Annotated in this window: 31 protein-coding genes; 20 read left to right on the top strand and 11 right to left on the bottom strand. The window is 75.6% G+C overall.

The genetic code is table 11. From position 1 onward, the window contains the following. Window positions 1-44 precede the first annotated feature (44 nt). Both ACGBYP_RS10050 and ACGBYP_RS10045 read right to left on the bottom strand, forming a co-directional pair. Window positions 45-689, bottom strand: a complete 645-nt coding sequence (locus ACGBYP_RS10050) for an FMN-dependent NADH-azoreductase (RefSeq protein WP_411583579.1) — start codon at window positions 687-689, stop codon at window positions 45-47. A 102-nt stretch (window positions 690-791) separates the two neighbouring features. After that, window positions 792-1,178: a YchJ family protein gene (locus tag ACGBYP_RS10045; RefSeq protein ID WP_411583577.1), complete on the bottom strand. Its 387-nt coding sequence runs from the start codon at window positions 1,176-1,178 to the stop codon at window positions 792-794. 85 nt (window positions 1,179-1,263) lie between these two features. Here ACGBYP_RS10045 and ACGBYP_RS10040 point away from each other — a divergent pair, with 85 nt between their 5' ends. Then, window positions 1,264-2,622, top strand: a complete 1,359-nt coding sequence (locus tag ACGBYP_RS10040) for an NAD(P)/FAD-dependent oxidoreductase (RefSeq protein WP_411583576.1) — start codon at window positions 1,264-1,266, stop codon at window positions 2,620-2,622. On the opposite strand, the gene ACGBYP_RS10035 is transcribed toward ACGBYP_RS10040, so the two are convergent. Beyond that, window positions 2,619-2,876, bottom strand: a complete 258-nt coding sequence (locus ACGBYP_RS10035) for a toxin-antitoxin system YwqK family antitoxin (RefSeq protein WP_411583574.1) — start codon at window positions 2,874-2,876, stop codon at window positions 2,619-2,621. The two genes, ACGBYP_RS10040 and ACGBYP_RS10035, sit on opposite strands and share 4 nt — an antisense overlap. Window positions 2,877-2,963: 87 nt before the next feature. On the opposite strand from ACGBYP_RS10035, the gene ACGBYP_RS10030 reads away from it, so the two are divergent. Further along, entirely contained in the window at window positions 2,964-3,152 is a 189-nt protein-coding gene (locus ACGBYP_RS10030) for a hypothetical protein (RefSeq protein WP_411583572.1), read from the top strand. Between the two features lies 1 nt (window position 3,153). Here ACGBYP_RS10030 and ACGBYP_RS10025 read toward each other — a convergent pair whose 3' ends face one another. Both ACGBYP_RS10025 and ACGBYP_RS10020 read right to left on the bottom strand, forming a co-directional pair. Then, complete coding sequence (locus ACGBYP_RS10025; RefSeq protein WP_411583570.1) at window positions 3,154-3,879, bottom strand: GAF and ANTAR domain-containing protein; 726 nt, start codon at window positions 3,877-3,879, stop codon at window positions 3,154-3,156. 136 nt (window positions 3,880-4,015) lie between these two features. Beyond that, window positions 4,016-5,374, bottom strand: a complete 1,359-nt coding sequence (locus ACGBYP_RS10020) for a glucose-6-phosphate dehydrogenase (RefSeq protein WP_411583568.1) — start codon at window positions 5,372-5,374, stop codon at window positions 4,016-4,018. A 123-nt stretch (window positions 5,375-5,497) separates the two neighbouring features. Here ACGBYP_RS10020 and ACGBYP_RS10015 point away from each other — a divergent pair, with 123 nt between their 5' ends. After that, window positions 5,498-6,055 (top strand): GNAT family N-acetyltransferase, encoded by a 558-nt coding sequence (locus tag ACGBYP_RS10015; RefSeq protein WP_411583566.1) that lies wholly within the window; start codon window positions 5,498-5,500, stop codon window positions 6,053-6,055. A gap of 9 nt (window positions 6,056-6,064) precedes the next feature. Here ACGBYP_RS10015 and ACGBYP_RS10010 read toward each other — a convergent pair whose 3' ends face one another. After that, entirely contained in the window at window positions 6,065-7,519 is a 1,455-nt protein-coding gene (locus tag ACGBYP_RS10010; RefSeq protein WP_411583564.1) for an MFS transporter, read from the bottom strand. 203 nt (window positions 7,520-7,722) lie between these two features. On the opposite strand from ACGBYP_RS10010, the gene ACGBYP_RS10005 reads away from it, so the two are divergent. Next, on the top strand, window positions 7,723-8,280 hold the full coding sequence (locus tag ACGBYP_RS10005) for a TetR/AcrR family transcriptional regulator (protein ID WP_411583562.1): 558 nt from the start codon (window positions 7,723-7,725) through the stop codon (window positions 8,278-8,280). A 22-nt stretch (window positions 8,281-8,302) separates the two neighbouring features. Further along, complete coding sequence (locus tag ACGBYP_RS10000; RefSeq protein WP_411583560.1) at window positions 8,303-8,749, top strand: hypothetical protein; 447 nt, start codon at window positions 8,303-8,305, stop codon at window positions 8,747-8,749. Between the two features lie 4 nt (window positions 8,750-8,753). On the opposite strand, the gene ACGBYP_RS09995 is transcribed toward ACGBYP_RS10000, so the two are convergent. After that, entirely contained in the window at window positions 8,754-10,037 is a 1,284-nt protein-coding gene (locus tag ACGBYP_RS09995) for a M18 family aminopeptidase (RefSeq protein ID WP_411583558.1), read from the bottom strand. Window positions 10,038-10,106: 69 nt separating this feature from the next. On the opposite strand from ACGBYP_RS09995, the gene ACGBYP_RS09990 reads away from it, so the two are divergent. From ACGBYP_RS09990 to ACGBYP_RS09940, 11 genes are all read left to right on the top strand, one after another. Beyond that, window positions 10,107-11,204: an NAD(P)-dependent alcohol dehydrogenase gene (locus tag ACGBYP_RS09990; RefSeq protein ID WP_411583556.1), complete on the top strand. Its 1,098-nt coding sequence runs from the start codon at window positions 10,107-10,109 to the stop codon at window positions 11,202-11,204. Between the two features lie 201 nt (window positions 11,205-11,405). Further along, window positions 11,406-12,872 carry a DUF222 domain-containing protein gene (locus ACGBYP_RS09985; RefSeq protein WP_411583554.1) on the top strand — a complete coding sequence of 489 codons (1,467 nt, stop codon included), beginning with the start codon at window positions 11,406-11,408 and terminating at the stop codon, window positions 12,870-12,872. A 113-nt stretch (window positions 12,873-12,985) separates the two neighbouring features. After that, entirely contained in the window at window positions 12,986-13,522 is a 537-nt protein-coding gene (locus tag ACGBYP_RS09980; protein WP_411583552.1) for a dihydrofolate reductase family protein, read from the top strand. A gap of 57 nt (window positions 13,523-13,579) precedes the next feature. Further along, the gene (locus ACGBYP_RS09975; RefSeq protein WP_411583550.1) at window positions 13,580-13,852 is read left to right on the top strand and encodes a hypothetical protein; all 273 of its coding nucleotides are present in this window, start codon (window positions 13,580-13,582) and stop codon (window positions 13,850-13,852) included. A gap of 35 nt (window positions 13,853-13,887) precedes the next feature. Continuing rightward, the gene (locus ACGBYP_RS09970) at window positions 13,888-14,475 is read left to right on the top strand and encodes an MOSC domain-containing protein (RefSeq protein WP_411583548.1); all 588 of its coding nucleotides are present in this window, start codon (window positions 13,888-13,890) and stop codon (window positions 14,473-14,475) included. A 60-nt stretch (window positions 14,476-14,535) separates the two neighbouring features. After that, a complete protein-coding gene (locus ACGBYP_RS09965; protein ID WP_411583546.1) occupies window positions 14,536-14,895 on the top strand; it encodes a hypothetical protein in 360 nt (119 codons plus the stop codon). 102 nt (window positions 14,896-14,997) lie between these two features. Further along, window positions 14,998-15,744 (top strand): hypothetical protein, encoded by a 747-nt coding sequence (locus ACGBYP_RS09960; protein ID WP_411583544.1) that lies wholly within the window; start codon window positions 14,998-15,000, stop codon window positions 15,742-15,744. 115 nt (window positions 15,745-15,859) lie between these two features. Then, entirely contained in the window at window positions 15,860-16,747 is an 888-nt protein-coding gene (locus tag ACGBYP_RS09955; RefSeq protein WP_411583542.1) for an NmrA family NAD(P)-binding protein, read from the top strand. Between the two features lie 20 nt (window positions 16,748-16,767). Next, entirely contained in the window at window positions 16,768-17,421 is a 654-nt protein-coding gene (locus ACGBYP_RS09950) for a TetR/AcrR family transcriptional regulator (protein ID WP_411583541.1), read from the top strand. Beyond that, window positions 17,418-18,821, top strand: a complete 1,404-nt coding sequence (locus ACGBYP_RS09945) for a bifunctional 3-(3-hydroxy-phenyl)propionate/3-hydroxycinnamic acid hydroxylase (protein ID WP_411583539.1) — start codon at window positions 17,418-17,420, stop codon at window positions 18,819-18,821. The genes ACGBYP_RS09950 and ACGBYP_RS09945 overlap by 4 nt, the downstream gene beginning before the upstream one ends. 60 nt (window positions 18,822-18,881) lie before the next feature. Continuing rightward, window positions 18,882-20,108: a cysteine desulfurase-like protein gene (locus ACGBYP_RS09940; RefSeq protein WP_411583537.1), complete on the top strand. Its 1,227-nt coding sequence runs from the start codon at window positions 18,882-18,884 to the stop codon at window positions 20,106-20,108. Between the two features lie 6 nt (window positions 20,109-20,114). Here the strand turns inward: ACGBYP_RS09940 and ACGBYP_RS09935 are convergent, their stop codons facing one another. Then, a complete protein-coding gene (locus ACGBYP_RS09935; RefSeq protein WP_411583535.1) occupies window positions 20,115-20,579 on the bottom strand; it encodes an SRPBCC family protein in 465 nt (154 codons plus the stop codon). 70 nt (window positions 20,580-20,649) lie between these two features. On the opposite strand from ACGBYP_RS09935, the gene ACGBYP_RS09930 reads away from it, so the two are divergent. The 3 genes from ACGBYP_RS09930 (at window position 20,650) to ACGBYP_RS09920 (ending at window position 22,071) form a co-directional block, all read left to right on the top strand. Then, window positions 20,650-20,859: a hypothetical protein gene (locus ACGBYP_RS09930; protein WP_411583533.1), complete on the top strand. Its 210-nt coding sequence runs from the start codon at window positions 20,650-20,652 to the stop codon at window positions 20,857-20,859. Between the two features lie 36 nt (window positions 20,860-20,895). Then, window positions 20,896-21,444 (top strand): hypothetical protein, encoded by a 549-nt coding sequence (locus ACGBYP_RS09925; protein ID WP_411583531.1) that lies wholly within the window; start codon window positions 20,896-20,898, stop codon window positions 21,442-21,444. A gap of 99 nt (window positions 21,445-21,543) precedes the next feature. Beyond that, window positions 21,544-22,071, top strand: a complete 528-nt coding sequence (locus ACGBYP_RS09920) for a hypothetical protein (protein ID WP_411583529.1) — start codon at window positions 21,544-21,546, stop codon at window positions 22,069-22,071. Here the strand turns inward: ACGBYP_RS09920 and ACGBYP_RS09915 are convergent. From ACGBYP_RS09915 to ACGBYP_RS09905, 3 genes are all read right to left on the bottom strand, one after another. Further along, window positions 22,064-23,368: an endo-1,4-beta-xylanase gene (locus ACGBYP_RS09915; RefSeq protein WP_411583527.1), complete on the bottom strand. Its 1,305-nt coding sequence runs from the start codon at window positions 23,366-23,368 to the stop codon at window positions 22,064-22,066. The genes ACGBYP_RS09920 and ACGBYP_RS09915 overlap by 8 nt on opposite strands. Before the next feature lie 236 nt (window positions 23,369-23,604). After that, window positions 23,605-24,084 carry a pyridoxamine 5'-phosphate oxidase family protein gene (locus ACGBYP_RS09910; protein WP_411583525.1) on the bottom strand — a complete coding sequence of 160 codons (480 nt, stop codon included), beginning with the start codon at window positions 24,082-24,084 and terminating at the stop codon, window positions 23,605-23,607. A gap of 76 nt (window positions 24,085-24,160) precedes the next feature. Next, the gene (locus ACGBYP_RS09905; protein WP_411583523.1) at window positions 24,161-25,177 is read right to left on the bottom strand and encodes an ABC transporter substrate-binding protein; all 1,017 of its coding nucleotides are present in this window, start codon (window positions 25,175-25,177) and stop codon (window positions 24,161-24,163) included. A 189-nt stretch (window positions 25,178-25,366) separates the two neighbouring features. Here ACGBYP_RS09905 and ACGBYP_RS09900 point away from each other — a divergent pair, with 189 nt between their 5' ends. Further along, entirely contained in the window at window positions 25,367-25,618 is a 252-nt protein-coding gene (locus tag ACGBYP_RS09900) for a type B 50S ribosomal protein L31 (RefSeq protein ID WP_411583521.1), read from the top strand. Window positions 25,619-25,664 lie beyond the last annotated feature (46 nt).

Genomic DNA, 25,664 nt, shown 5'->3' with positions numbered 1-25,664 from the left:
CCGCGGGCGTCACCCGGTCGGGGGACCGCATCAGCCGATCCGCACTAACCGATGCGCTCGGCCAGCTCCTCGGCGTAGCTGCGCGCGGCGTCGGCCTCGGCGGCGGCGCGCCCGCGCAGGTCGGCCATCGCGGGCACCCGGTCGGCCAGGGTGAGCTGCAGGGTGATCACCGAGACGGTCATCCCGAACGACCGGCCCAGCACCAGCTCCAGCGGGGGCACGGTGTGGTCCCAGCTGGCCTGCTCGCCCTCGGCGTCGTAGCTGGCGCCCCGGCTGGAGACGACCACCGCGGCCCGGCCGACCAGCGGCCGGGCCTCGAAGTCGCCGAAGGGGACCGTGGTGCCCAGCACGTGCACGTGGTCGAGCCACGCCTTCAGCGTCGAGGGCAGCGACCAGTTGTACATGGGGGCACCGACCAGCAGGACGTCGGCGGCCAGCAGCTCGTCGAGGTAGCGCTGCTGCCGGGCCTCGGCGGCCGGGTCGACGACCTCGGCGGCCGTGCGCAGCCGCGGCGCCCAGTGCAGCGCGGCGTCGGGCAGGTGCGGGGGCGGGTCGGCCTGCAGGTCGCGGGAGGTGACGGTGAAGTCGGCGCCGCGGTCACGCCAGCCGCGCAGGAAGGCTGCGGTGACCTCCCGGGACGCCGAGCGCCGCGGGTCGGCGGAGGAGTCGAGGTGCAGCAGGTGGGGCATGGGGGCCTCCTGGTCTCGGCGGACGGCACGGCGTCGCCGCGACCGCCCCAGCCAAGCAGTCCGCTCACGCGCGGCCCCGGCGGGGTCGTTCCACGTGGAACGTCAGCCCCGGGCGTCGCCGTCCAGGTAGACCCAGCGGCCGTGCTCGCGCACGAACCGGCTGTCCTCCTCCTGGACGCCGGTCGCCCCGCCGGCGGCCCAGTGCGCCCGGAAGGCCACCGTGCCCTCGCCGGCCAGCAGCGACCCACCGGTGGTGCCCAGCACCTCCAGCCCGGTCCAGCGCACGTCCGGGTCCAGGTCAAGGCGGCCGGGCCGGGTCGCGGGGTGCCAGGTGGCGAGCAGGTACGCCGGGTCGCCGACGGCGAAGGCGCTGTACCGGGAGCGCATCAGCTGCTCGGCCGTCCCCGCGGTCGCCGTCCCGGCGTGCAGGCGGCCGCAGCACGCGGCGTAGGTCAGGCCGGTGCCGCAAGGGCAGCGTCGGGGGGCCACCGGGCCAGTCTCCCAGGCGGCGCCGGGGGAGTAGCCGCGGCGACGGCGGGCACTGTCGGGGTGCAGCCGAGCCGAGGAGACGCGCGTGACCGAGGGACAGCCCACCCGGATCGTGGTGGTCGGCGGCGGGTTCGCCGGCTTCTTCGCCCTGCGGTACCTGCAGCGGCACCTGCCCCCGGGCCGGGCCGAGCTGGTGCTGGTCAGCCCCACCGACTACCTGCTCTACAGCCCGCTGCTGCCCGAGGTCGCCACCGGCGTGGTCGAGGCCCGGCACATCGCGGTCTCGCTGCGGCGGGCGCTGCCCAGCGTGCGGCTGGTGCTCGACCGGGTCACCTCCGTCGACCTGGACCAGCGCTCGGTCACCGTGCGCCCGGCGCTCGAGGACGCCGGCGACGAGGCCCGCACCGAGCGGTTCGACCAGCTGGTCCTGGTGCCGGGCTCCGTCACCCGCCGGTTCGACATCCCCGGGGTGGCCGAGCAGGCGCGCGGGCTCAAGACGCTGGTCGAGGCGGTGTACCTGCGCGACCACCTGCTGCACTCCCTCGACGTCGCCGACGCCGAGCCGGACACCCCCGAGGGCCGGGCCCGGCGCGCGGAGCTGCTGAGCGTGGTCGCCGTGGGCGCCGGCTACACCGGCACCGAGTTCGTCGCCCAGACCCAGCGCTGGCTGCGCACCATCGAGGGCCGCTGGGACCGCACCCGCGCCGAGGACGTCCGGTGGGTGCTCGTCGACGTCGCCGAGGCGGTGCTCCCCGAGCTCGGGCCCAAGCTGGGGAAGCTCGCCCTCGACCTGCTGCACGAGCGCGGCATCGACGTCCGGCTCGGGGTCTCGGTCGCCTCGGCCACCGACCGCGCCGTCACCCTCACCGACGGGACGACGGTGCCCACCCGCACCCTGGTCTGGGGCGCCGGCGTGGCGGCCAGCCCGCTCGTCGCCGGGCTCGGCCTGCCGCTCCGCCGGGGCCGGCTGGTGGTCGACCCCGAGCTGTCGGTGCCCGGCGTCCGCGGGCTGTGGGCCGCCGGCGACGCCGCCGCCGTCCCCGACCTCGCCGCCGGGCCGGGCGACGACGGCCTGCCCGACACCCCGCCGACGGCGCAGCACGCCCAGCGGCAGGGGACGGCGCTGGGCCGCAACATCGCCGCCTCCCTGGGGGTGGGCACCGCCCGGCCCTACCGGCACCGCGACCTCGGCCTGGTCGCCGACCTGGGCGGGTGGGACGCGGTGGCCAAGCCGCTGGGGGTCCCGCTCAGCGGGGCGCTGGCCAAGGTCGTCACCCGCGGCTACCACCTGTACGCGCTGCCGGCGATGGCCAACAGGGTGCGGGTGGCCGCCGACTGGCTGTGGCAGACCGTGCTGCCGCCGGAGAGCACCCAGCTGTCGGTCGTGCGCACCGAGGACGCCCGGCTCGACGCCGCCCAGGCCACCGGCATCTACGACCACTAGGACCGGAGCTGGTCGCCCTTCTCGGTCACCTTGTACGGGGTGCCGCTGCGGTCGTAGGTCGTCCAGGTGCCCACGGTGCGGCCGTGGTCGAAGGTGCCCGACCGCATCAGGCTGCCGTCGAGCCGGAACCACTCCCAGTACCCGTGCGGCTGGCCGCCGACGACCAGCCCGCGGGCGCGCAGCGACCCGGTGGTGTGCCGCTCGACGTGCAGGCCGTCGGGCGGCGGGCCGGCGGGGTGCGGGGCGTCGGGCACGGCTCCTCCTGCGGGTGGGTGCCCGATCGTAGGGCCGGGGGCGCCCTCGTGGTGGCGTTCGCGGGGAAGCGGACTAGCGTCGCCCCCATGCCGCTGATCTACCACTGGGGCGGGCCGCGCCACGGCCAGGTCGACGACGTCCCCGAGGAGGCGGTCTTCTCCTCGGTCCTCGTCTACGACGGGCCGCAGTACCTGGGTGTCTACGAGCGGTCGACGCCCCCGACCCTGCACCAGACCCCGCAGGGCCCGGCCGAGGTCTGGGTGGTCCGGGAGTAGGTCACCCCTGGCCGGCTGCCGTCAGGTGGCCGGTCGAGGTGAGCTCGTCGGCGACGTCCCGCAGCTTGCGGTTGGTCAGCGACGACGTGCGCACGAGCAGGTCGAAGGCCTGGACGGCGGTCAGCTTGTGCCGCTCCATCAGGATGCCCTTGGCCTGGCCGATCAGGTCGCGGTGGTCCATCCCGGCCCGCAGGTTCGACTCGTGCTCGGCACCGGCCAGCGCCACGGCCGCGTGCGCGGCGAAGAGCTGGCCGACCTCCCGGGACTCCGCGTCGAACCCCCCGGCCCGGCGGCTGTACAGGTTGAGCGCGCCCAGGTTGTCGCCCTCGACGAAGAGCTGGAAGCACAGCAGGCTGCCGACGCCCAGCTCGGTCGCCTGCCGGGCGAACTCCGGCCACCGCTCGTCGGCGGCCACGTCGGGGACGGTGACCACGCGCTCGTCCCAGATCGCGTCGAGGCAGGGGCCCTGGTGCAGCCGGCCCTGCAGGACGTCGAGGGCCCGGGGCAGGCCGCTGGTCCAGGCGCGGGGCTCGACGTCCCTGCGGCGGACGACGTAGCTGACCCCGCACTCGTCGGCGCCGGGGACGGTCTCGACGGCGGCGCGGGTGATGCGCTGCAGGGTCGCCTCGACGTCCCCGTGCTCCTCCTGCAGCTCGCGGGCGACGTGGCTCATGACGTCGCCGAGGCTCTGCTCCGTCGGCCCGGGATGCTGCTGGTCGTCGGTCACGTGCCGAAGTTACCCGGGCGCGGCTCGTGAGAAGGGCCGCTCAGCCCCCCGCCGGTCGAGCAGCGCGCGCTCCCGGGCCCGGGCGGCCGGCCACCGCCGTCCGGGCGCGCGGATCAGCCGAGGGCCCCACGGCCCGTCACGCCCGGACCGGGCCCGCCGAGCCGGCCGGGTACTCCAGCAACGGCACCTCGCCGCCGGCCCACGCCGCCAGGATCGGCTCGACGATCCGCCAGGACTCCTCGGCCTCGGCGTCGCTGATCGACAGCGTGCGCTCGCCGGTCAGCATCTCCTGCAGCAGCAGCCCGTAGGCCGACAGCCGGGCCGGCGGCAGCCCGATGTCCAGCGCGCGGCGCTCCAGCTCGAACGGGTCGTCGGCGCCGTTGAGGTTGAGCTCCAGCGCGATGTGGTCGGGGTCGAAGCTCATCCGCAGGACGTCCGGCTCCGGCGTCCCGCTGCCGAACGCCAGGTGCGGCACCGGCTTGAACCAGACGGCGATCTCCTGCCGGCTGGACCCGAGCGCCTTGCCGGTGCGCAGCCGGAACGGCACCCCGGCCCAGCGCCAGTTGTCGATGGTGACCGTGTACTCGGCGTAGGTCTCGGTCTCCCGCGCCGGGTCGACGCCGTCCTCGCCGGCGTAGTCGGGCAGCGCGCGGCCGTCGATGGTGCCGGCGGTGTAGCGGGCGCGCACGGTGTCCCGGGCCATGTCGGCCGGTGGGCGGACGGCGCGCAGGACGTCGGCCTTGCGGGCGGACAGGCCGGCGCCGTCGATGGCCGTGGGCGGCTCCATGGCGATGAGCGCCAGCTGCTGCAGCAGGTGGTTCTGCAGCATGTCCCGGAGCGCACCGGCGGTGTCGTAGTACTGGGCGCGGCCCTCCAGGCCCAGCGGCTCGTCGAAGACGATCTCGACCCGCTCGACGTGGCCGGCGTTCCAGATCGGCTCGAACAGCCGGTTGCCGAAGCGCAGCCCGAGCAGGCTGAGCACGGTCTGCATGGCCAGGAAGTGGTCGACCCGGAAGGTGCGCTGCTCGGGGACCAGGCGGTGCAGCACGGCGTTCAGCGCGCGGGCGTCGGCCTCGTCCCGGCCGAACGGCTTCTCCACCGCGATCGTCGTCCCCTCCGGGAGGTCGACCCGGGTGAGCGCCTCGAGGGTGGCGAGGAAGACGGTGTTGGGCAGCGCCAGGTAGACGACCGGCCGGCCCGGCACCCGGCCCAGCGTCTCGGCCAGGTCGGCGGGGTCGGTGACGTCGCCCTGCTGGTGGGCCAGCCGGGCGACGAGGCGGTCGCGGGTCGCCTCCGGCACGTGCCCGGCGTGCTCGGCCAGCCGCGCCCGCGCCCAGTCGCGGTAGTCGTCGTCGGACCAGTCCTGCTGGCTGACCGCCAGCAGGTCGACCTCGCCGTCGACCGCCCCGTGCTCGAACAGCTCTGCCAGGCCCGGCAGCAGCAGGCGACCGGTCAGGTCACCGCTGCCGCCGAGCACCACGAAGGTCACCTGCACGTCGCCCACCTCGTCCTCGGACCGGGTGCCCGTGGCTGAGGCGCGATCAGGAGACCGACCTGCCCACCGGACGGCGCGGCCAACCCCCGTGCGCTCCGGGCCGCCAGGCGGGACCCTCGTGCCGTGTCCGCCGTCGAGGAGCTGTGGGCCTGGCCGGCGGTCGCGCCGACGGCGGGCAGCGTCCGGCTGCGCCGGTTCCGGGACGGCGACGTGTTCGCCGCCATGGCGCTGTCGCTGGACCCCCATGTGCCGCTGATCGGCACCCTGCCGCCGCAGGCCTCGGCGGCCCAGGCGATGGACTGGGTCGTGGCGCAGCGGCGGCGGCCGGCCCAGCGGGTCGGGTTCTCCTTCGCCGTCGGCGACCGGGACACCGACGACTGCGTCGGGTTCGCCGGCTTGTGGCTGCGGCACGCCGCGTCCGGGCTGGCCACGGCGGGCTACGCCGTCCTGCCCGCCGCCCGCGGGGCCGGTCGCGCCTCCGACGCCCTGCGGGCGCTGACCGCCTTCGCCTGGACGCGCCCCGGCGTGCAGCGGGTCGAGCTGCACGTCGAGCCGTGGAACCTCGCCTCCTGCCGGGTGGCCGAGCGGGCCGGCTACGCGGCCGGGGAGCTGCTCCCCGCCGGTCACGAGATCGGCGGGGAGCTGCGCGACGTCGTCCCGTACGTCCGCGCCCGTCCCTGACCCGGCCGGTCAGGCCCCGGCGGGCTCGCGCTCGGTCGGCACGGTGAGGGCGATGAGCGCGCCGAGCAGGGCCGCGCCGGCACAGAGGCCGAACAGCAGCCGGTAGGCGCCGAGCGAGGGCAGCTCGTGGGCGCCCAGGGCGATCGTCGAGGCCGCCAGCACGGTGCCGCCGATGGCGCTGGCCAGCGAGCTGCCCACGCTGCGGGCCAGGGCGTTGAGGCCGTTGGCGGCAGCGAGCTCGGACTGCGGGGCGGCCCGCATGATCAGGCTGGGCATGGCGGCGTAGGCGATCCCGGTACCGGCACCGGCGATCGTCGTCCCGACCACGATCTGCCAGAACGACCCGGTGAACACGATCCGGGAGGTGAAGCCGAGCGCGATGACCACGCCGCCGATTGCCAGGGTGACCTTGGGGCCGAAGCGGTCGGAGAGCTTCGCGGACACCGGCGACAGCAGCAGCATCGCCACGCCGCTGGGCAGCATGGCCAGGCCGCTGGCCAGCACAGAGGAGCCGAAGCCGTAGCCGGAGGCCTCCGGGGCCTGCACGTAGGACGCCGTCCCGATGAGCATCGCGAAGAGGGCGAAGCCGACGCAGACCGAGGCGATGTTGGTCAGCAGCAGGGCGGGCCGCGCGTTGACCCGGATGTCGACCAGCGGCGAGACGACCCGGCGCTCGACCAGCACGAACACGACCAGCAGGACGGCGGCGGCGGCCAGCAGGCCGATGGTCCTCGCGTCGTCCCAGCCCCATGTGTTGCCCTGGGCCAGCGGGAGGAGCAGCGAGACCAGCGCGGCGGCGAGCAGGACGGCGCCGGGGAGGTCCATCCGGCCGGTCGCGGCGCGGCCGGGCTCCTTGACGGCCAGCAGGATGCCCACGACGGCGACGAGCCCGCCGACGACGCAGATCCAGAACAGCGCGTGGTAGTCGGCGTGCTCGGCGACCAGCGCGGCCAGCGGCAGGCCGAGGGCGCCGCCGATGCCCAGCGTGGCGCTGACCAGGGCGATCCCGGTGCCGCGGCGGTGCGCGGGCAGCACCGAGCCGATCAGGCTGATGCCCAGCGGGATCGCGGCGGCCGAGGCGCCGGTGACGGCCCGGCCGACGATCAGCCAGGGCAGGGTGTCGCTGGACGCGCAGATGAGCGAGCCGATGGTCAGCGCGGAGGCTGCGGCGGTGAGCAGCAGCCGCTTGCCGTACAGGTCGCCGAGCCGGCCGAACACCGGGACGGCGACGGCGGCCACCAGCAGCGTCGAGGTCAGCAGCCACTGCGTGCCGCCGGTCGAGCTGCCCAGGTCGAGCTGGATGGCCGGCAGCACCGGGATCAGCAGCGACTGGGTCAGCGACACCAGGACGCCGCAGACGGCGACGATGGCGACGGCGGTGACCTGCCGGGCGTCCCAGCCGTCGTCCGCGCCGGCCGGGGCGGTGCGGGCCGCGGCAGGCGTGGCCGTGGTGGAGCGTGACATGGGTCCTCCGGGGGACGCTGGACCCGGGAGTGGCCCGGGGTGAGAAGTGGCAGTTTGTGCCACTAAGCACGCTAGGTCGCTCGGGTCGTCCCCGGACCGCGTCCGCCTGTGTAGTTGCTCACTGCATCCATCTCGGTCCGGTGTCCCGCTGTGCCGTCCGGCGGCGATGATGGGGGTCGAGCGAGGAGGCCGGCATCGACGGGTTGCGGGAACGGAAGCGCGCGCACAGCCGGGCGGCCACGGTCGACGCCGCCCTGGCGCTGTTCGCCGCGCGCGGGTACGCCGCGGTCACCGTCGCCGACATCTGCGAGGCCGCGCAGATCGCGCCCCGGACCTTCTTCCGCTACTTCCCGACCAAGGAGGACCTGCTCGCCGAGCCGGCCCGCGAGATGGCCGCCCACGTCGCCGCCTCCATCGCAGCGGCACCGCCGGAGCTGGACGACGCCGAGGTGCTGCGCGCCGCGATGCGCAGCCTCGGCGAACACGTGATCACCCACCGCGAGCGGCTGGCCGGCTACTTCGCCGTCGCCGCGGAGGCCTCGGCCGTGCGCAGCAACCCGTTCGTGCGGCTGTCGGACCGCGAGCGCGAGCTCACCGAGCGGCTGCTCGCCCGCCGTCCGGCGCCTGCGGCCGCCGACTGGCGCACCCGGCTGCTCGTCGCCCGGGCGGTGGCCGCGTTCCGGATCTGGCTCGACGACGCGGTCACCGCCGGGACGCCCGACCCGCTGGGGCACCTGGACGAGGTCCTGGCCGCCGGCTGAGCGGGCGGGCGACACTGGCGCCATGGCCACCACCCCCGCCCACCCGCGCCTGCCCCGACGGACGGCGCTGGTGCTGGCCCTGCCGGTGGCCGTGCTGCTGGGCGGCTGCTCGTCGGGCGAGGAGCCGCCGGTCGCGCCGGCGCCGTCCACGCCGGGGGCCAGCTCGTCCGCAGCGGCCGCGACCCCGTCGGCCACGCCCTCCGCCGACGCCGCCGCGGCGGCGCCGACCTGCCCGGACGCCGCCGTCCTGGCCGCCGTGTCGCCCAGCCAGGCGCCGGGCGTGCGGCTGACCGACCCGGTGTGCTCGGGCAGCTGGGCGGTGATCGGCACCTCCGGGCCGACCTCCGGGCCGGTCGTGCAGGTCTTCCACCACGCCGACGGCGCGTGGCAGCCGGCCGACCGGGACGCCGTGTGCGCCGCCGGCGAGCTGCCGGCCGACCTCGAGCCCGGCGTCTGCCAGGCCGGCTGACGGCTCAGTCGGCGAAGCAGGCCGTCAGGGCGCCGACCATCAGCGGGACGTCGAGGGCCGAGGCCAGCTCGCGGCAGGAGTGCATCGCCAGCATCGGGGCGCCGATGTCGACGGTCGGGATGCCCAGCCGGGTGGCGGTCAGCGGGCCGATCGTGCTGCCCGAGGGCAGGTCGGCGCGGGTGACGAACCACTGCACGGGCACCCCGGCGTCCGCGGCCCGCTCGGCGAACCAGCCGCTGGAGGCCGCGTCGGTGGCGTAGGCCTGGTTGGCGTTGACCTTGAGCACCGGGCCGCCGCCGAGCTGGGGCCGGTGGTCGGGCTCGTGCCGGTCGGAGCGGGTCGGGTGCACCGCGTGCGCCATGTCCGCCGACACCAGCCGGGAGCGGGCGATGGCGCGGGGCAGGGCCTGGGCGTCGCCGGCGTCGGTGACCGCGACCAGCCGGCCGACCACGTCCTCGAGGAAGCTGCCGCGCGCGCCGGACATCGAGCCGCTGCCCACCTCCTCGTGGTCGTTGCAGACCAGCAGCTGGGTGCGCGCGCCGGACGGGGCGGCCAGCAGCGCGGTGAGCCCGGAGTGGCAGCAGGCCAGGTCGTCGAGCCGGGGCGCGGCGACCCACGTGCCGTCGGCGCCGGCGACCCCGGCCGGCTGCGTGTCGGCGAGCACCAGGTCGTGCCCGACGACGTCCTCGGTGGCCACGCCGACGGCGGTCGCCACGGCGTCCCGCAGGCCCGGTTCGGTGCCGAGGTCGCGCGACCAGACCGGCACCAGCTCGCGCTGGGGGTCCAGCGTCAGGCCGTCGCGCACGCTGCGGTCGAGGTGGATCGCCAGCGACGGCAGCCGCAGCGGCGCCCCGGGCAGCCGGACCAGCGCCGTCGCCCCGCCCCGGAGCGCGACCCGGCCGGCCACGGTGAGCTCGCGGTCGAGCCAGGTGTGCCACAGCCCGCCGCCGTAGGGCTCGACGCCGACCAGCCGGTACCCGGCCTGCCGGACGTCGGAGTGCGGGCGGACCTTGAACGTCGGGGAGTCGGTGTGCGCCCCGACCAGCCGCAGCCCGGCCTCGGCGAGGGGGGCGGTGCCCACCCGGAAGGCGATCAGGCTGCCGTGCCGGACGACGAAGTGCTCCCCGCCCGCTGCGAGCTCCCACCGGTCGGCCTCGGCGAGCTCGGTGAACCCGGCGGCGCGCAGCCGGCGGGCCAGCTCGGCGACCGCGTGGAACGGCGACGGTGAGGCGTCGACGAAGGCCCGCAGGTCGTTCCCGAGGGCGAGCGCGTCAGTGGTCTCCGGCATGCGGCCATCCTGCCCAACGGGACGGCGTCCGGTGCGGTGGGTCGCCGGTCGGACCCGGACACTCGTAGCGTGGCCGTCCGCCGTGACGCCCCGCCCGCCCCCGTGACACGCCAGGAGACCCACCACGTGCTGACCGTCAACGCCCGCTCCACCGCCTCCTCCGGCGCCCCGTTCACCGCGACCACCATCGAGCGCCGCGACCTGGGCCCGCACGACGTGCTGATCGACATCGCCTACGCCGGCATCTGCCACTCCGACATCCACACCGCGCGGGGCGAGTGGGGGCAGACCCTGTTCCCGCTCACCCCCGGCCACGAGATCGCCGGCACCGTCTCCGCCGTCGGCTCCGAGGTCACCCGGTTCGCCGTCGGCGACCGCGCCGGCGTCGGCTGCATGGTCGACAGCTGCCGCGAGTGCGAGCACTGCCTGGCCGGTGAGGAGCAGTACTGCCTGAAGGGCTTCACCGACACCTACGGCGCGATCGGCAAGGACGGCCGGCCCACGGAGGGCGGCTACTCCGAGAAGATCGTCGTCGACGAGGCCTACACGCTGCACATCCCCGACGGCATGGGCCTCGACGTCGCCGCCCCGCTGCTGTGTGCCGGCATCACGCTGTACTCGCCGCTGCGCCACTGGGACGCCGGCCCCGGCAAGCGGGTCGGCATCGTGGGCCTCGGCGGGCTCGGCCACGTCGGCGTGAAGATCGCCGCCGCCATGGGTGCCGAGGTCGTCGTGCTCAGCCAGTCGCTGAAGAAGCAGGAGGACGGGCTGCGCCTGGGTGCCAGCGCCTACTTCGCGACCAGCGACCCGGACACGTTCACCTCGCAGGCCAACACCTTCGACCTGATCGTCTCCACGATCTCCGCGAACGTCGACATGGGCGCCTACCTGGGCCTGCTCAAGCTGGACGGCGCGCTGGTCAACGTCGGCCTGCCCGAGGAGCCGCTGCAGGTGCCGGCCTTCCCGCTGCTGGGCGGGCGGCGCAGCCTGGCCGGCTCGATGATCGGTGGCATCCGCGAGACCCAGGAGATGCTCGACTTCTGCGCGGAGCACAGCGTCGGCGCCGACGTCGAGGTCATCTCCGCCGACCAGATCGACGAGGCCTACGAGCGGGTCGTCGCCAGCGACGTCCGCTACCGCTTCGTCATCGACACCGCGACGCTCTGAGGGCGCCAGCCGTGGGGACGACGCCGTTCGGCGGCGTCCCCACGGTCGGTCCGGCAGACTCGGGCAACTCTCCCTGGGCCTCGGCCAGCGCCAGGTCCCACGCCTCCTGCCAGGTGGCCTCGACGTCGGTCAGCTCGCCGCGCAGACGGCGCTCGTCCGCGGCAGCCCAGAACTGTCGTACCTCGAACGCATGTTCGACCCATGACGTCGACCGCCCACCTACCGCGCCCCCGTGGGCAGGTGGTCGAGGACTGGTCGGAGCTGCCTGACCGGTCGGTGTGGCCGCAGGAGTGGCTGGCCGACGAACTTCGGGTGCTGCAGCGCCGTCGGGCCGTGGACGCCGCGGAGGAAGCCGAGCTGATCCTGGGCCTGGCCGCGCAACGTCCTGCGACCGCCGATCCCGACGGCCCAGGTGCGCGGCGGCCGGGCTGGACGGCGGACGGAGAGCCGGGGGTCAGCGAGTTCTTCGTGGCCGAGCTGTCGGTGGTCCTGAACCTCGGGCGTGGGACGGCCGCGCACCGGCTGAAGCGGGCGCTGACCTGGCGGTACAAGCTGCCCGCCACCTTCGCCGCGCTCAAGGCCGGGGAGATCGACGAGCGCCGGGCCGACGCCCTCGCGGACGTGCTCGCCCACACCTCCGCCGACATCGCCGGCCAGGTCGAGGACGCGCTCCTGCCCGGGGCCTGCGACCTGTCGGTGTACCGCCTGCGTGACCGGGCCACCGCGCTGCTGCTGCAGCTGGACACCGCTGCCGCAGAGGAGCGCCGCAAGGACGCCGAACGCACCGCCGACGTCCGCGTGTACCCCAGCGGGGTCGAGGGCCGGGCGACGCTGGCGGCCGACCTGCCCACCGACGAGGCCGCCGAGTGCCACGACCTCGTCGACCAGCTGGCCCGCATGCTCGAAGCCGACGGCGACGCACGACCCATCGGACAGCTGCGCGCCCATGTGCTCTCGGCGCTCATCCGGCGCGCGGCCGACAACGGCCTGCCGCAGGTCTCCGCCGACGTCCGCATCACCGCCGGCCTCGACTGCCTCACCGGCGCCAGCACCGCGCCCGGCGAGGTCAACGGCCTGCCCATCACCGCAGCCCACCTGCGCGAGCTGCTGGCCCGCGTCGGCGCCCTCGGCCTCACCGCCCCCGACGGCGGCACCCTGACCTACGCCATCACCGGCCCCGACGGCCGGCTGCTGGCCACCATGACCCCCGCCGAGCTGATCCGCCTCGCTCGCCGCGCCTGCGGTGAGCATCGGGACCGCGGGTCGTGCAGCTGCCCGGTCCTCGGACCACCGCCGCCGACCGACGCCTACGCGCCCACCGACCGGCAGTGCGCGTTCGTCACCACCCGCGACCAACGCTGCCGGTTCCCCAACTGCGGCCAACGCACCGGCTGGGCCGACCTCGACCACGTGCACCCCCACGCCGACGGCGGGGTCACCGACTGCACCAACCTGTGCTGCCTGTGCCGCTCCCACCACCGACTCAAGACCTTCGCCCGCGGCTGGCACTTCCGGCTCACCGACGACGGCACCCTGCACGTCACGACACCCTCGGGCGTCACCCGCACCACCCGACCGCCCGGACTCCGCCCACCACCTCCGAGTGTGCTGATCGACAGACCTCCGCCGACGCAGCCGCCGCCGGCAGACGACCCGCCGCCCCCCTGACCCGACCACCACGGCACGGCGCCCGTCGGCGTGCCGTGGTGCGCCGTCCACCGATGAGTTCGGCGACCGCGCCCGGTCCTGCCCCCGTCACCACGCCGTCGAGAGGGAGTCCGATGCGTCAGGTCGTGCTCTACCAGCTGATGTCGCTCGACGGGGTCGCCGAGGAGCCGAGCGACTGGGTGTTCGAGGTCGACGACGAGCTCGTCGCCCACCTCGGGCACGTCATCGGGCGCCAGGACGACGTCCTGCTGGGCCGCCGCACCTACGACCACTGGGCCGGGTACTGGCCGAGCTCGGACGTGCAGCCGTTCGCCGACTTCGTCAACGGCGTCCGCAAGCACGTGGTCACGTCCACCCCGCTGTCGCAGCCGTGGGCGAACAGCACCGTGGTCGACGGGCCGGTGACCGAGCACGTGGCCGCCCTGAGGCAGCGGGACGGCGGCGACATCGGGGTGCACGGCAGTGCCACCCTGGCCCGCTCCCTGCTGCGGGCCGGGCTGGTCGACGAGCTGCAGCTGGTGGTCGCCCCCACCCTCGCCGGTCGCGGGCGGCGGCTCTTCGCCGACGACGAGGAGCTGCGCCGGCTCGAGCTGGTCGACGTGGCCCGCACGCCGTCGGGACTCCTGCTCCTGGGCTACCGGGCAGCCTGAGCGCCGGGCCGATCGGCCGCGTGCGTTTGTCCTGGTGGGTGCGGGTAGGGCGGGGGCATGGCCGACGACGACATCGAGATCGACGCACAGGGTGAGAACTCCTGGCTGGTGGTGCAGCCCAGCGAGCTGGAGGACGTCCGCACCTACGTGACGGTGACGCCCGAGGTGATGGACCGGCTGGGCAGCGACGACGAGGAGGACGTCGTCCGGCGCACGGTGCAGTTCCTCCGCCGGCACCAGGAGGTCGCCGACTTCCCCGAGGTCATCGACCTGGAGGACGTCATCGCCAGCTACGACGACTACCTCGAGGCGATGGCCACCGCCGACTGACCGCGGACCTGGGGAGCAGGACCGAGAGCCGACCGGTGACCGACGCCGACCTGCCGCACCGCTACGACGTCGAGGTCGTCGGGCTGCTCGCCGCGCCGGACCACCGGTACGACGGGCGGCCCGACGCCGCGGCCGCCGGGCTGCCCGTGGAGTCGCGGCCGAGCATCGAGGTCCGCGCCGACCTGGGCGTCGTCGGTGACCGCTACTTCGCCCGGCCCGCCCACCGGGACGCCTCGGTCACCGTGCTCGCCGCCGAGTCGCTGGACGAGCTCGCCGCCGAGCTCGGGGCCGGGCCCTGGGACCCGCTCGCGGCCCGGCGCAACGTCGTCCTGCGTGGCGCCGAGGTGGAGGCGCTGCGCGGGCAGCCGTTCAGCCTCGACTGCGGGGCGGGCGAGGTGCGGCTGGACGGCGGGCGCCCGGCCAACCCGTGCGCGTGGATGGACCTGGTGCTCGCCCCCGGCGCCCACCGCGGGATGCGCGGCCGCGGTGGCGTGCGCTGCCGGCCCCGCACCGGCGGCGTGCTGCGGCTGGGACCGGCCGTGCTGCGGTCCGCCGTCCCGCTGGACGCCATCCGGGCCGGGGCACCCCACCGGGCCGCACCGCACCGCCCCGCCCGCGGCTGAGTGGCCGGTGCGGGCGGCCCCTGCTCCGATGGGGGTCCGCCCCGACGAGCAGGAGCTCCCGTGCCCTCACTGACCGCGCTCACCGGCACCGCCACCGCTGCCTTCTCCGCCGCCGTCCTGGTGGCGCCCGCGGCGCTGCTGCGGCCCAGCGGCCTGGACGACGACCGCTCGACCCGCGCGCTGGTGCGGATGGTCTGCGCGCGCGACGTCGTCCTCGGGGTGGCCCTGGCGACGGCGCCGGCCGGACCACTGCGCCGGCGGGCGGTGGCCGGGCGGGTGGCCAGCGACCTCACCGACGCCGCGGCGCTCGCCGTCGGCCTGGCCGGGCAGCGGCGACGGGGGCTGGTGAGCGCGTCCGCGGCGGTCTGGGGGCTGGTCTGCCTGACCGCCGGCGTGCTCGACGAGCGTGCCGGGCGCTGACACGCCCGGGTGAGCAGGGTGGACCCGCGCCCGGCCGGTGTGTCCATGCTGGGCGCGCCGGGGCGCGAGCAGCGCGTCCCCGGCCCCACGGACGGAGACCCCATGCGCATCGGACACCGGCTCGGCACCCGACTGCCCGGCGGCCTCGCCGCCGGGCTCGCGGCCCTGCTGCTCGCCGGCTGCAGCAGCGCGGACGACGCGCCCGTGGCGGCCGCCTCCGGCTCGTCGACGGCCAGCTCGTCCGCGGCGCCGACGTCGGAGTCGCGCACCGGCGCCCAGGTCGCCGCCGCGGCGGCCGACGCGCTGGAGGCCGCGGGATCGGTGCACGTGTCCGGCACCACCGGGACGGGCGCGGAGCAGCAGACGCTGGACCTGCAGCTGCAGGGGGCGGACGTCTCCGGGACGATCACCGCCGGCGGCCAGACCGTGCAGCTGCTGACCGTGGGCGGGACGAGCTGGTTCCAGGGCGGGGCCGACTTCTGGGCCGGGTTCGGCGCCCCGGCCGAGCAGGCCGGTGAGCTCGCCGGCCGGTGGGTCGTCGTGCCCCCGGAGCAGGCGGCCGCCCTGGACCAGTTGACGCTGGCCGGCGTGGCCGCCGAGCTGCGCGACCCCAGCGACGGCGTCCTCGAGGACGCGGTCACCACCGAGCAGCTGGACGGCGCGGAGGTGCGGGTGGTCACGCAGGCCGACGGCAGCGCGCTCTACGTCGCTGCGGCAGACCCGCAGGTGCCGCTGCAGATCGTCGACTCCGGCACCGACGCCGGCACGCTGACCTTCGACCGGCACGGCGAGACCACCGCGATCACCCCGCCGGCGGACGCGCTGGACCTCGGCCAGCTGGGCGCCTGACGCCGGCGCGGCACAAGTGGAGCAACCTCTCCGGTTGGTGCTAGGTTCGCCCGGTGAACCGGAGCAGCTCGTCCACTTGTGTCGTCACCCGCCCCAGCAGCCGGGTGACCCGCTGATGGCCACCGTCCTGCTGGCCGGCGCCAGCGGCGACCTCGGCGAGCGCATCGCCACCGCGCTGGTCGCCCGCGGGGCCACCGTGCGCGCGCTCACCCGCGCCGGGGCGTCGGTGGCCAAGACCGCCCACCTCGAGTCGCTGGGGCTGGAGGTCGTGGCGGCCGACTACACCGACGCCGCGGCGCTGCAGGCGGCCGCGACCGGCGCCGACGTCGTCGTCTCGGCGCTGAGCGGGCTGCGCCCGGTGGTCATCGACGCGCAGACCCAGCTGCTCACCGCGGCGGTCGCCGCCGGCGTCCCGCGGTTCATCCCCTCGGACTGGTCGGCCGACTACCGGCGGCTCCCGGCCGGCACCAACCGCAACCTCGAGCTGCGCCGCGAGTTCATGACCCGCCTGGACGCCGCCCCGCTGCAGGCCACCTCGGTCCTGGTCGGCGCCTTCGGCGACATGCTCACCGGCCAGGCGCCGCTGGTGCTGTTCGGTCGCGGCCGGGTCCTGTACTGGCGCGACGCCGACCAGCCGCTGGACTTCACCACCAAGGACGACGCCGCCGCGTTCGCCGCCGAGGCCGCGCTCGACCCGACCGCGCCGCGCTGGCTGGAGGTCGCCGGCAGCACCGTGTCGGTGCGCGACCTGGCCCGCACGATGACCGAGCTCACCGGGGAGACCTACAAGCCGCAGTACGCCGGCGGCATCGGCCTGCTGCGCACCATGGCCCGGGTCGGCAAGGCCGTCTCCCGCGACCGCGAGGCCCTCTACCCGGCCTGGCAGGGCATGCAGTACTTCGACAGCATGTTCAGCGGCGACGGCACGCTGCAGGCCGTGGACAACGACCGGTACGGCGTCCGGCACTGGACGTCGGCCGCCGAGGTCCTCGGCTCCCGCTGACGGCTCCCTAGGATCCGGGGATGGACGTCGACGGGCCCGGCCGGTTGCGCCGGGACGCCGAGCGCAACCGCGAACGGATCCTCACCGCCGCCCGTCGGCTGTTCTCCGAGACCGGTCTGGCGGTGAGCCACAACGACGTCGCGCGGGCCGCGGAGGTCGGCGTGGGCACCGTCTACCGCCGGTTCCCGCGCAAGGAGGACCTGCTGCTGGCCCTGTTCGAGGACCAGGTCGAGCGGGTCGTGCAGCTGGCCGAGACCGCGTCCACCGGCGACGACCCGTGGCAGGGGCTCTGCGTCTTCCTGGAGGCGACGCTGGAGATGCAGGCCGGCGACCGCGGGCTCCAGGAGTTCCTGCTGGGCCCGCAGGCCGCGTCGCTGGCCGGCCGGGCGAACGAGGCGATCACCCCGGTCGGCGGCGCGCTGCTGGCCCGCGCCAAGGAGCGCGGCCAGGTGCGCGCCGACGTCGAGGTGGCCGACGTCGCGATCGTGCCGATCATGGTCGGCGCGGTGATGGACCGCTCCCGCGGCATCGCGCCCGAGCACTGGCGGCGGGTGCTGGCCCTGGTCATGGACGGGTTCCGGCCCTCCACCGGCGCCGAGCTGCCCGGCGCCGCGCTCGAGCACGACCAGCTGATCGCCGTCTTCGCCCGCTGGAAGTCCGGCCGGCACGCGTGACCGTCGTGGTCGTCGGCGCCGGGCCGGTCGGGGTGACCGCGGCGCTGCTGCTGGCCCGCCGCGGCGTCGACGTCCTGGTGCTCGACCGGCACCACGCGGCCTACCCGGAGCCGCGCGCCGTGCACCTGGACGACGAGGCGCTGCGGGTGCTGCAGGCGGCCGGCGTCGCCGAGGGATTCACCGCGGTCAGCCGGCCGATGGCCGGGCTGCGCCTGCTGGACGGCGCCCACCGCACGCTGGCCGAGTTCGGCCGCGGCGCGGGCGAGCACGGCTGGCCGCAGGCCTCGATGTTCAGTCAGCCCGATCTGGAGGCGGTGCTGCGCACGGCCCTGGCCGCCGAGCCGCGGGCGGTCCTCCGCGGCGGGGTCGAGCTGTTGCACGTGGAACACGAGGCCGGACCGGTCCGTCTCACCGTGCGCGACCGCGGCACCGGCGACGAGGAGGTGCTGCTCGCCGCGGCGGTGCTCGGCTGCGACGGGGCCAACAGCACGGTGCGGCGGCTGATCGGCTCGTGGATGCGCGACCTCGGGCCGGCCGAGCGCTGGCTGGTGGTGGACCTGGTCGCGGACACCCCGCTGGACGTGTGGCCCGGCGTGCACCAGGTGTGCGATCCCGTGCGGCCGGCGACCTTCATGCCGGTCGCGGGCGACCGCTACCGGGCCGAGTTCCGGCTGGCCGCGGGGGAGGCCCCCGTCGACCTGGACCTGCCCGCGCTGCTGGACGGGTTCGGCGCGGCCGGCTGCACGGTGGTGCGCGCCGCCGAGTACACCTTCGCCGCCCGGGTGGCCGACCGCTGGCGCAGCGGCCGGGTGTTGCTCTGCGGGGACGCCGCCCACCTCACCCCGCCGTTCATCGGGCAGGGGCTGGGCCTGGGGCTGCGCGATGTGCACCAGCTGACCTGGAAGCTCACCGCCGTGCTCGACGGCGCGGACGACGCCCTGCTCGACACCCACCAGGCCGAACGCGCGCCGCACGCCACCGCGCTCATCCGGCTCGCCGTGCTGCTCGGCCGGCTGATGACCGGCGGCGGGGACGCGGCCGTTGTCCTGCGGCGGACCGTGCTGGCCGGGGTCCGGCGGGTGCCGCGACTGGCCGCGTTCGCCGCCGACAGCCGGACCCCGCCACTGCGGCCCGGCCGCCTCGTACGTCGTGCGCGGCTGGCCCCCGGGTCACCGGTCGGCAGCCTGCTGCCGCAGCCACCGATCGCCGGCGGGAGGCGGCTGGACGACGTCCTGGGCCCGGACTGGGCGGTGCTCACCGCCGGTGGTGCGGTGCCCGCCGGCTGGCCGGGGCGGGTGGTGGACGTCGCCGGGCTCGGGGCGCCGGAGCTGGTGCGGTGGCTGGCCGGGCGCTCGGTGCTGGTGCGGCCGGACCGGATCGTGGCCGCGGTCAGTCGCTGATCGCCGTCGCCGGTCGGTGCGGGCCTGCAGGGTCGCGGGGGCATGCCGCAGGATCAGGGCATGACCGCCACCGTGCCCGCTGCTGTCGTGCCCTTCGACGTCGCGTCGCTCCGCGCGCACTTCCCGGCCCTCACCGACGGGGCCGCCCACTTCGACGGGCCGGGCGGGTCGCAGACGCCCGACGTCGTGGCCGCCGCGATCGCCGCGACGATGACCCGGCCGATGTCCAACCGCGGCACGGTCACCCAGGCCGAGCGCAACGCCGACGCCGTCGTCACCGACGCCCGTCAGGCGGTCGCCGACCTCACCGGCGGGGTGCCCGGCGGCGTCGTCTTCGGCCGCAGCGCCACGGTGCTGACCTACGACCTCGCCCGCGTGCTGAGCACCGGCTGGGGCGCCGGCGACGAGGTGGTGGTGACCCGGCTCGACCACGACGCCAACGTCCGCCCGTGGGTGCAGGCCGCCGAGGCCGCGGGGGCGACCGTGCGGTGGGCCGACTTCGACCCGGCCACCGGCGAGCTGGCGCCCGAGGTGGTGGGCGCGCTGCTGTCCGAGCGCACCCGGCTGGTGGCGGTCACCGGGGCGTCGAACCTGATCGGCACCCGCCCCGACGTCGCCGCGATCACCGCGCTGGCGCACGAGGCCGGGGCGCTGACCTGGGTCGACGGCGTGCACCTGACCGCGCACGCCCCGGTCGACGTCACCGCGCTCGGCGCGGACTTCTTCGTCTGCTCGCCGTACAAGTTCCTCGGCCCGCACGTCGGCTGCCTGGTCGCCGCCCCCGATCTGCTGGAGACCCTGTACCCGGACAAGCTGCTGCCCTCGAGCAACGCCGTCCCGGAGCGGTTCGAGCTGGGCACGCTGCCCTACGAGCTGCTGGCCGGCACCACCGCGGCGATCGACCTGCTCGCCGGGCTGGCCGGCCCCGACGGCGACCGCCGCACCCGGCTGGTCGCGGCGATGGCGGCGCTGGAGCAGCACGAGGACCGGCTGCGGCACCGCATCGAGGACGGCGTCCGGGACCTCCCCGGTGTGACGCTGTGGTCGCGCGCCCGCCACCGGACGCCGACCCTGCTGCTCACCTTCGCCGGCCGCAGCGCCGCCGACGCCTACCGCGCGCTGGCCGAGCGCGGGGTCAACGCCCCGGCCGGTTCGTTCTACGCGATCGAGGCCTCCCGCCACCTGGGGCTCGGCGACACCGGCGGCCTGCGCGTCGGGCTGGCGCCGTACAACGACGACACCGACGTCGACCGCCTGCTGGAGGGCCTGCGCGCGTTCACCGCCTGAGCGGGGTCAGCGCGCCTCGGCGATGGCCTTGATCGCGGCGAGGGTGGCGGGGATGCCCTCGTGCGCCGCGTGAGTGCGGTCCGCGATCTGCCGGCCGGCGTCCTCGCCGTAGCGCTCGGCGAAGGTCACCAGGCCGGCCGGGAGGAACTCCCACGACTCGGTCAGCAGCGTGCCGCCCTCGACCGGGGCCATCGTGAAGGCCCAGCGCACGAGCCGGCCGCTCACCAGCCAGGCGAACTCCCGGCCCCGGTCGGCCACCTGGACCTGGCTGCGGGTCTCCCAGGTGCGCCCGGGGACCTCGTTGCGGCCGGTGAACCAGGCGCCCGCCGTGGCCGAGGCGCCCTCGTCCCACCAGCAGGCCCGGCAGACCGGACTCCACTCCCCGGTGCGGGTCACGTCGGACACCAGGTCGTACAGCTCCTCGGGTGAGGTGGCGACGACGACGGACGCGGAGTGGGTGTACGCGGTCACCTGCGCATCCTCCCAGCGAGTTCGTCGCAAAAGGAGGGGTGCAACGGGAACCGGCGGGTACCGGACGCCCATGAACATCGACAAGAGCCAGATCCTCGAGCTCCTCCGGTCGCAGGGCAACAACGACCAGGCCGCGCAGGCCGACTCCGAGCTGCCCGACCAGGTCGACACCGACCAGCACGCGGGGCTCCTGCAGAAGTTCGGTCTGAACCCGATGGACCTGGTCGCCAAGTTCGCCGGTGGCGGCGGTGGCGGCCTCGGCGGCCTCCTCGGCCGCTGACCTCCCCCTCTCCCTCCAGCCTCTAGGAGCACCCGCATGGCCAACACCCTCTCCCGCTCGCTGCACGACGTCGGCCTGGCCGCCTGGTTCGGTGGCACGCTCGCCAACGCCGTCGCGCTGAACGCCGCCGCCTCCGAGGCCGGCAGCGACAAGGCCACCGGCGCCGTCGCCAACGCCGGCTGGGACCGCTGGACCCCGGTCAACGCCGCCGCCATCGGCGCGCACCTGATCGGCAGCATCGGCCAGCTGGCCGGCAACAAGGACCGCGTCGCGCAGCAGCAGGGCGTGGGCGGCATGTCCACGGTCAAGACGCTGCTCACCGCCGCGGCCCTCGGCGTCACCGCCTACAGCCGCGTGCTGGGCAAGATCGTCTCCGACAACGGTGCGACGCCGTCCAAGCGCGGCACCAAGGCCTCGAAGGCGGCCAAGGGCGAGGTCGCGGCCGCGCAGGCGAAGCTCGACCAGCTGCAGTGGGCGATCCCGGCCATCACCGGGGCGCTCGTGGTCGTGAGCTCCTACGCCGGGGAGCAGCAGCGCCCCGCCGAGGTGCGCCGCGGCATCGCGGAGAAGAACTCGTCGCTCTGATCGGCGTCCCGGGAGCGGGGCCGGTGCCCACCGGTCCCGCTCCCGGGCTCCCCTGGACGAGGCTGGTCACCCGGCCCCGGCCTGCGGGAGCATGACCCCGTGCGCACCTGGCTCCTGACCGCGCCCCGGTGGGTGCACCGTGTCGTGTCCGGGGTGCTGTTCGGCGGCCTCATGACCGTCTTCCACGGCGTCCAGGACGGCAACTCCTGGACCGCCGCCGTCCTCGCCGGCCTGGTGGCCGGGACGTTCTTCGGTCTGGTCATGGGGTCGTGGTCGTACCGGACGGCGCGCGGCACGCAGGCCGCCATCGGCGAGCTGAGCCCACGGGAACGCCGTGCGGCCGCGCGGGCCAGCTGGCGTGGTGACGTCCCGGGCGACCCGGCGGTGCGCGGCGCCGCCGTGCGCATGATCGACCACCAGTTGGCGCTCTACCTGCCGCTGCGCGCGTTCACGGTCGTCGTGGGCGTGCTCCTGCTCGCCGGCTACGTGGTGGCCGCGCTGGTCTCCTCGCCGTGGTGGGCCCTGGCCGCTGTCTGCTGGGCCGGCATGGTGGCGCTGTCGCTGCTGGCGCCGCGGCGGCTGCGGCGGCGCCGCGCCCTGCTGACGGGCGCCCCGGCGCTCAGCTGAGCCGCACCTCGACGTCCACCGGTCCGGCCTGGTCGAGCGCGAGGGTGGCCGTCCCGACCGGACCCGCGACGCTGTAGTCGCCGAGCCACCCGGTCACCGGCACGCGCCCCGCGGCGTCGGTGCGCAGCGTGGTCGGCGGCAGCCACCACTCGCCCTTCACCAGGTCGCGCAGCGCGTCGTAGGCCGGCTTCGGCGAGCCGTCGGCCCGCAGGAGGCCCACCGGGGCGCCCAGCCAGGCGCCGGCGTCGGTGATCCCCCAGTAGGTGGCGCCCTGGACGGCGGGGTGCGACAGCAGCGTGCGGTAGTGGCGCACCACCTCGTCGGCCTGCCGCGTCTCGCCCTCGGGCGTGGACGGCCACTGCTCGACCTGCCAGTCGTTGAGGTCCTCGACCTCCGGCGGCATCAGGGCGCCGGACAGCAGCGTGTTCTCGGTGAGGTGGATGGGCAGCCCGTAGCGGGCGAAGCGCTCGAGCACCGCGAGCGTGCGCTTCTCGCCCCAGTACCCCTGGTGCATGTGGCTCTGCAGGCCCAGCGCGTCGATCTGGACGCCGGCCTCCAGGCACCCCTCGATGAGGCACTCGTAGGCGGTGGACATGTCGAAGTCGTTGAGCAGCAGCGTGGCCGAGGGGTTCGCGGCCCGGGCCTCCTCGAACGCCAGCCGGATGGTGCCGATCCGGCCGAGGTCGCGGGAGAGCCGGGTGAGCGCGTTGTCGTACTTGTCGAACACCGGCATGATCACGACCTCGTTGATCGCGTCCCAGGTGTCGACCACGCCGGCCATCGCCGTCACGTCGCGCTGGATCCGGGCGCGCAGCGCGTCCGCGACCTCTGCGGTGGTGGCGTCGAGCAGCCAGTCGGGGGCCAGCGTGTGCCAGGCGAGCGGGTGGCCCTTCACCGCGACCCCGCGCTCGGCGAACCACTCCGCGGCCCGGCGCAACCGCGTGGTGTCCGGCCGGCCGCGCTCGGGCTCGAACTCGCTCCAGTAGAAGGGGAGCGTCGCGGCGTTGAACACCTCCAGCCACCGGTCGGCCAGCGCCTGGGCCCGGGCGGGGGCGGCCGCGCCGCCGAACACCGAGCCCGGCGCGGCGTCGGCCTCGCCGTTGGCCAGCGGCACCAGGTCGAAGCCGATGCAGCCGAAGAGGAAGCGGTGCCGCAGCTGCGCGACGGTCACCTCGGCGTCGGCCAGCGGCGCGCCGTCCGGGCCGTGGACGGTCAGCGTCGCCTCCGCGGTCCGGTGGCGGAGCTGCGGGTCGACGGCGTACGAGCGGTTGGCGGACGACCGGACCTCGGGCGGCATGCAGGCAGCCTCGCGGCACCGCGGCCGCCGCGCACCTCGGGTCAGGGGCGGGGTGCGACCAGCCCCGGCGCGGCGGCCTGGCCGGGCAGCAGGTCGGCCGTGGTGAGCAGCAGCAGGAAGACGATCAGGACGGCGACGGTGAGCATCGGGGGACCTCCGGGTCGGGGTGTCACCCCACCCTCGTCGCACTCCCTGGACGCCGCCCCTGCCGCAGCTGTGAACCCGCTGGCGGTCGGTCAGAGCCGGACGGTCTCGTTCTCGCCGCCGTCGTAGGGCTGCCCGGTGACCTTGGCCTTGGCGAAGCTCAGCGCGGTGGCGACCCGGCCACCGGGGGTGTTCCAGTACTCGGCCGAGGAACCCTCGACCTTGATCAGCAGGATGGCCGCGTCGTCCGGGCCGTCGGGGAACCAGGCGGCGACCCCGCCGTTCCACAGCTCGCGCTTCTTCGCCGGGTCGTCGACGACGGTGCCCCGGCCGGTGAGCGAGACCCAGGTGCTGCCCGAGCCCACGGTCACGTTGACCTCGGGGTGGGCGTCGAGGTGACCGACCTTGCGGGAGCTGCGCTCGGCGAAGAACCACAGGTCGCCGTCGAACTCGACCTCCTGCAGCGCCATCGGGCGGCTGGTGAGGGTGCCCTGTGGGGCGGTGGTGGTGAACATCGCGATCCGCTCACCGGAGATGAGCTTCGCGACCTCGTGTGCGTCGGGGGTGGTCATGGCCCTGCGGTGCCCGCTCGTCGCACGGGGGACACGTGCTGCGCCGGGCCGACGCGGGTCGGCCCGGCGCAGCACGTCAGAGCGCGTCGGCGAACAGCGGGACGGCGTTCTCCAGCGCGTACTGGATGCTCTGCGGGGTCGCGAGGGAGAAGGCGTTGGCCAGCGTCAGGTCGTCGAGGACGACGCTGTGGCCGGCCTGCACCGACGGGATGGCCTGCCACAGCGGGTTGCCGGTGATCTGCGCGGCGTCGACGAAGATCGGGAACGCCACGGTCAGGCCGGCGTCCAGCAGCGGCAGCTGCTCCTCGCTGACCGGCACGAAGAAGCTCTCGGTGGCGAGCTCCTGGACGGCCGGCGCGTTGGTGAAGCCGAGCTGCTCCATGAAGTCGACGCGGCCGTCGCCGCGGACGTAGGCGCCGAACCCGTCGGCGCTGTAGGCGGCCACGGCCACCTCGACGCCCTCGAACTCCGGATGGGCGGCGGCCGCGTCGGCGAAGGCCTGGTCCACCTCGGCGGCGACCGCGTCGGCCTCGGCCGTCTTGCCCAGCGCCTGGCCGATCAGGTCCAGCTGCTGGGAGTAGGTGGTGAGGTAGGGGTCGACGTCCTCGGGCTGGCCGATGGTCGGCGCGATCGCGCTGAGCGCCTCGTAGCGCTCCGGCGTCGCCGGGGACTTGGTGTCGAGGATCAGGTCGGGCTGCAGGGCGGCGATCGCCTCGTAGCTGGGCTCGAGGGTCTCGATGATCTCCGGCGCCTGGTCGTACTGGCCCGCGGCCCACGGGCCGACGCCCTCGCCGCCGAAGGCGAGCCAGTCGCTGGCGCCGACCGGCTGCACGCCCAGGGCCAGCGCCGTCTCCGCGTCGCCCCAGCCCAGCGCGACGACCCGCACCGGTTCCTCGGGTACCTCGACGTCGCCGAAGGCGGTGGTCACGGTGACCGGGAAGGCCGAGGACGCGCTGCCGCTCGGGGCGGCGCTGCCCTCGGCGGTGCTGCTCTCCCCGGCGTCGGAGCCGCCGCAGCCGGCGAGGACGAGGGCGGCGGCCAGGACGGCGGTGCCGCGGAGGGCGGTGCCGCGGAGGGCGGTGCGGGACGACATCGTGCTCCTTGCAGAGGTGGTCAGGTGAGGCTCACCTAAGCACACGGAGGTCACGGGGAGGTCACCGTCGGCGCCGGGCGTCCCGTCGTCCGGGCGGGAACAGGGCGGGTGACGAACCGGTTCATCCAGGTGTCGCGATCAGCCCGCCCCACCGGGGGCGGACGTCCCGCGCAGAACCGAGGAGTCACCATGCGCAACGGCATCCACCCCGAGTACCGCACCGTCGTGTTCCAGGACACCTCGACGGGGGAGACCTTCCGGACCCGGTCGACGGTCCAGACCAGCCGGACCATCGAGCTGGACGGCGAGACGCTGCCCGTGGTCCCGGTCGAGATCAGCGCCTCCTCGCACCCGTTCTGGACCGGCAACCAGCGCGTGCTCGACACCGCGGGCCGGGTCGAGAAGTTCAACCAGCGCTACGGCGCGCGCCGGCGCGGCTGACCTCCCCCGCCCCCCGGCGCCGCCGGGCCCTGCACAGGGCCCGGCG

Origin of the sequence: Modestobacter sp. SSW1-42, assembly GCF_046635825.1 — a bacterium.
Classification (GTDB): Bacteria; Actinomycetota; Actinomycetes; order Mycobacteriales; family Geodermatophilaceae; genus Modestobacter.
Note: the sequence above shows the minus strand (reverse complement) of the source record. Positions and strands in the feature narration are given on the sequence as shown.

What these genes read in the sequence shown, in the direction of transcription:
- ACGBYP_RS10000 (WP_411583560.1), top strand. Translation starts at nt 8,303, where the DNA reads ATGGCCACCACCCCCGCCCACCCGCGCCTGCCCCGACGGACGGCGCTG.
- ACGBYP_RS10010 (WP_411583564.1), bottom strand. Translation starts at nt 7,519, where the DNA reads ATGTCACGCTCCACCACGGCCACGCCTGCCGCGGCCCGCACCGCCCCG.
- ACGBYP_RS09910 (WP_411583525.1), bottom strand. Translation starts at nt 24,084, where the DNA reads ATGACCACCCCCGACGCACACGAGGTCGCGAAGCTCATCTCCGGTGAG.
- ACGBYP_RS09955 (WP_411583542.1), top strand. Translation starts at nt 15,860, where the DNA reads ATGGCCACCGTCCTGCTGGCCGGCGCCAGCGGCGACCTCGGCGAGCGC.
- ACGBYP_RS09980 (WP_411583552.1), top strand. Translation starts at nt 12,986, where the DNA reads ATGCGTCAGGTCGTGCTCTACCAGCTGATGTCGCTCGACGGGGTCGCC.
- ACGBYP_RS09950 (WP_411583541.1), top strand. Translation starts at nt 16,768, where the DNA reads ATGGACGTCGACGGGCCCGGCCGGTTGCGCCGGGACGCCGAGCGCAAC.
- ACGBYP_RS09915 (WP_411583527.1), bottom strand. Translation starts at nt 23,368, where the DNA reads ATGCCGCCCGAGGTCCGGTCGTCCGCCAACCGCTCGTACGCCGTCGAC.
- ACGBYP_RS09925 (WP_411583531.1), top strand. Translation starts at nt 20,896, where the DNA reads ATGGCCAACACCCTCTCCCGCTCGCTGCACGACGTCGGCCTGGCCGCC.
- ACGBYP_RS10050 (WP_411583579.1), bottom strand. Translation starts at nt 689, where the DNA reads ATGCCCCACCTGCTGCACCTCGACTCCTCCGCCGACCCGCGGCGCTCG.
- ACGBYP_RS09930 (WP_411583533.1), top strand. Translation starts at nt 20,650, where the DNA reads ATGAACATCGACAAGAGCCAGATCCTCGAGCTCCTCCGGTCGCAGGGC.
- ACGBYP_RS09995 (WP_411583558.1), bottom strand. Translation starts at nt 10,037, where the DNA reads ATGCCGGAGACCACTGACGCGCTCGCCCTCGGGAACGACCTGCGGGCC.
- ACGBYP_RS10030 (WP_411583572.1), top strand. Translation starts at nt 2,964, where the DNA reads ATGCCGCTGATCTACCACTGGGGCGGGCCGCGCCACGGCCAGGTCGAC.
- ACGBYP_RS09985 (WP_411583554.1), top strand. Translation starts at nt 11,406, where the DNA reads ATGACGTCGACCGCCCACCTACCGCGCCCCCGTGGGCAGGTGGTCGAG.
- ACGBYP_RS09940 (WP_411583537.1), top strand. Translation starts at nt 18,882, where the DNA reads ATGACCGCCACCGTGCCCGCTGCTGTCGTGCCCTTCGACGTCGCGTCG.
- ACGBYP_RS09905 (WP_411583523.1), bottom strand. Translation starts at nt 25,177, where the DNA reads ATGTCGTCCCGCACCGCCCTCCGCGGCACCGCCCTCCGCGGCACCGCC.
- ACGBYP_RS09960 (WP_411583544.1), top strand. Translation starts at nt 14,998, where the DNA reads ATGCGCATCGGACACCGGCTCGGCACCCGACTGCCCGGCGGCCTCGCC.
- ACGBYP_RS09975 (WP_411583550.1), top strand. Translation starts at nt 13,580, where the DNA reads ATGGCCGACGACGACATCGAGATCGACGCACAGGGTGAGAACTCCTGG.
- ACGBYP_RS09900 (WP_411583521.1), top strand. Translation starts at nt 25,367, where the DNA reads ATGCGCAACGGCATCCACCCCGAGTACCGCACCGTCGTGTTCCAGGAC.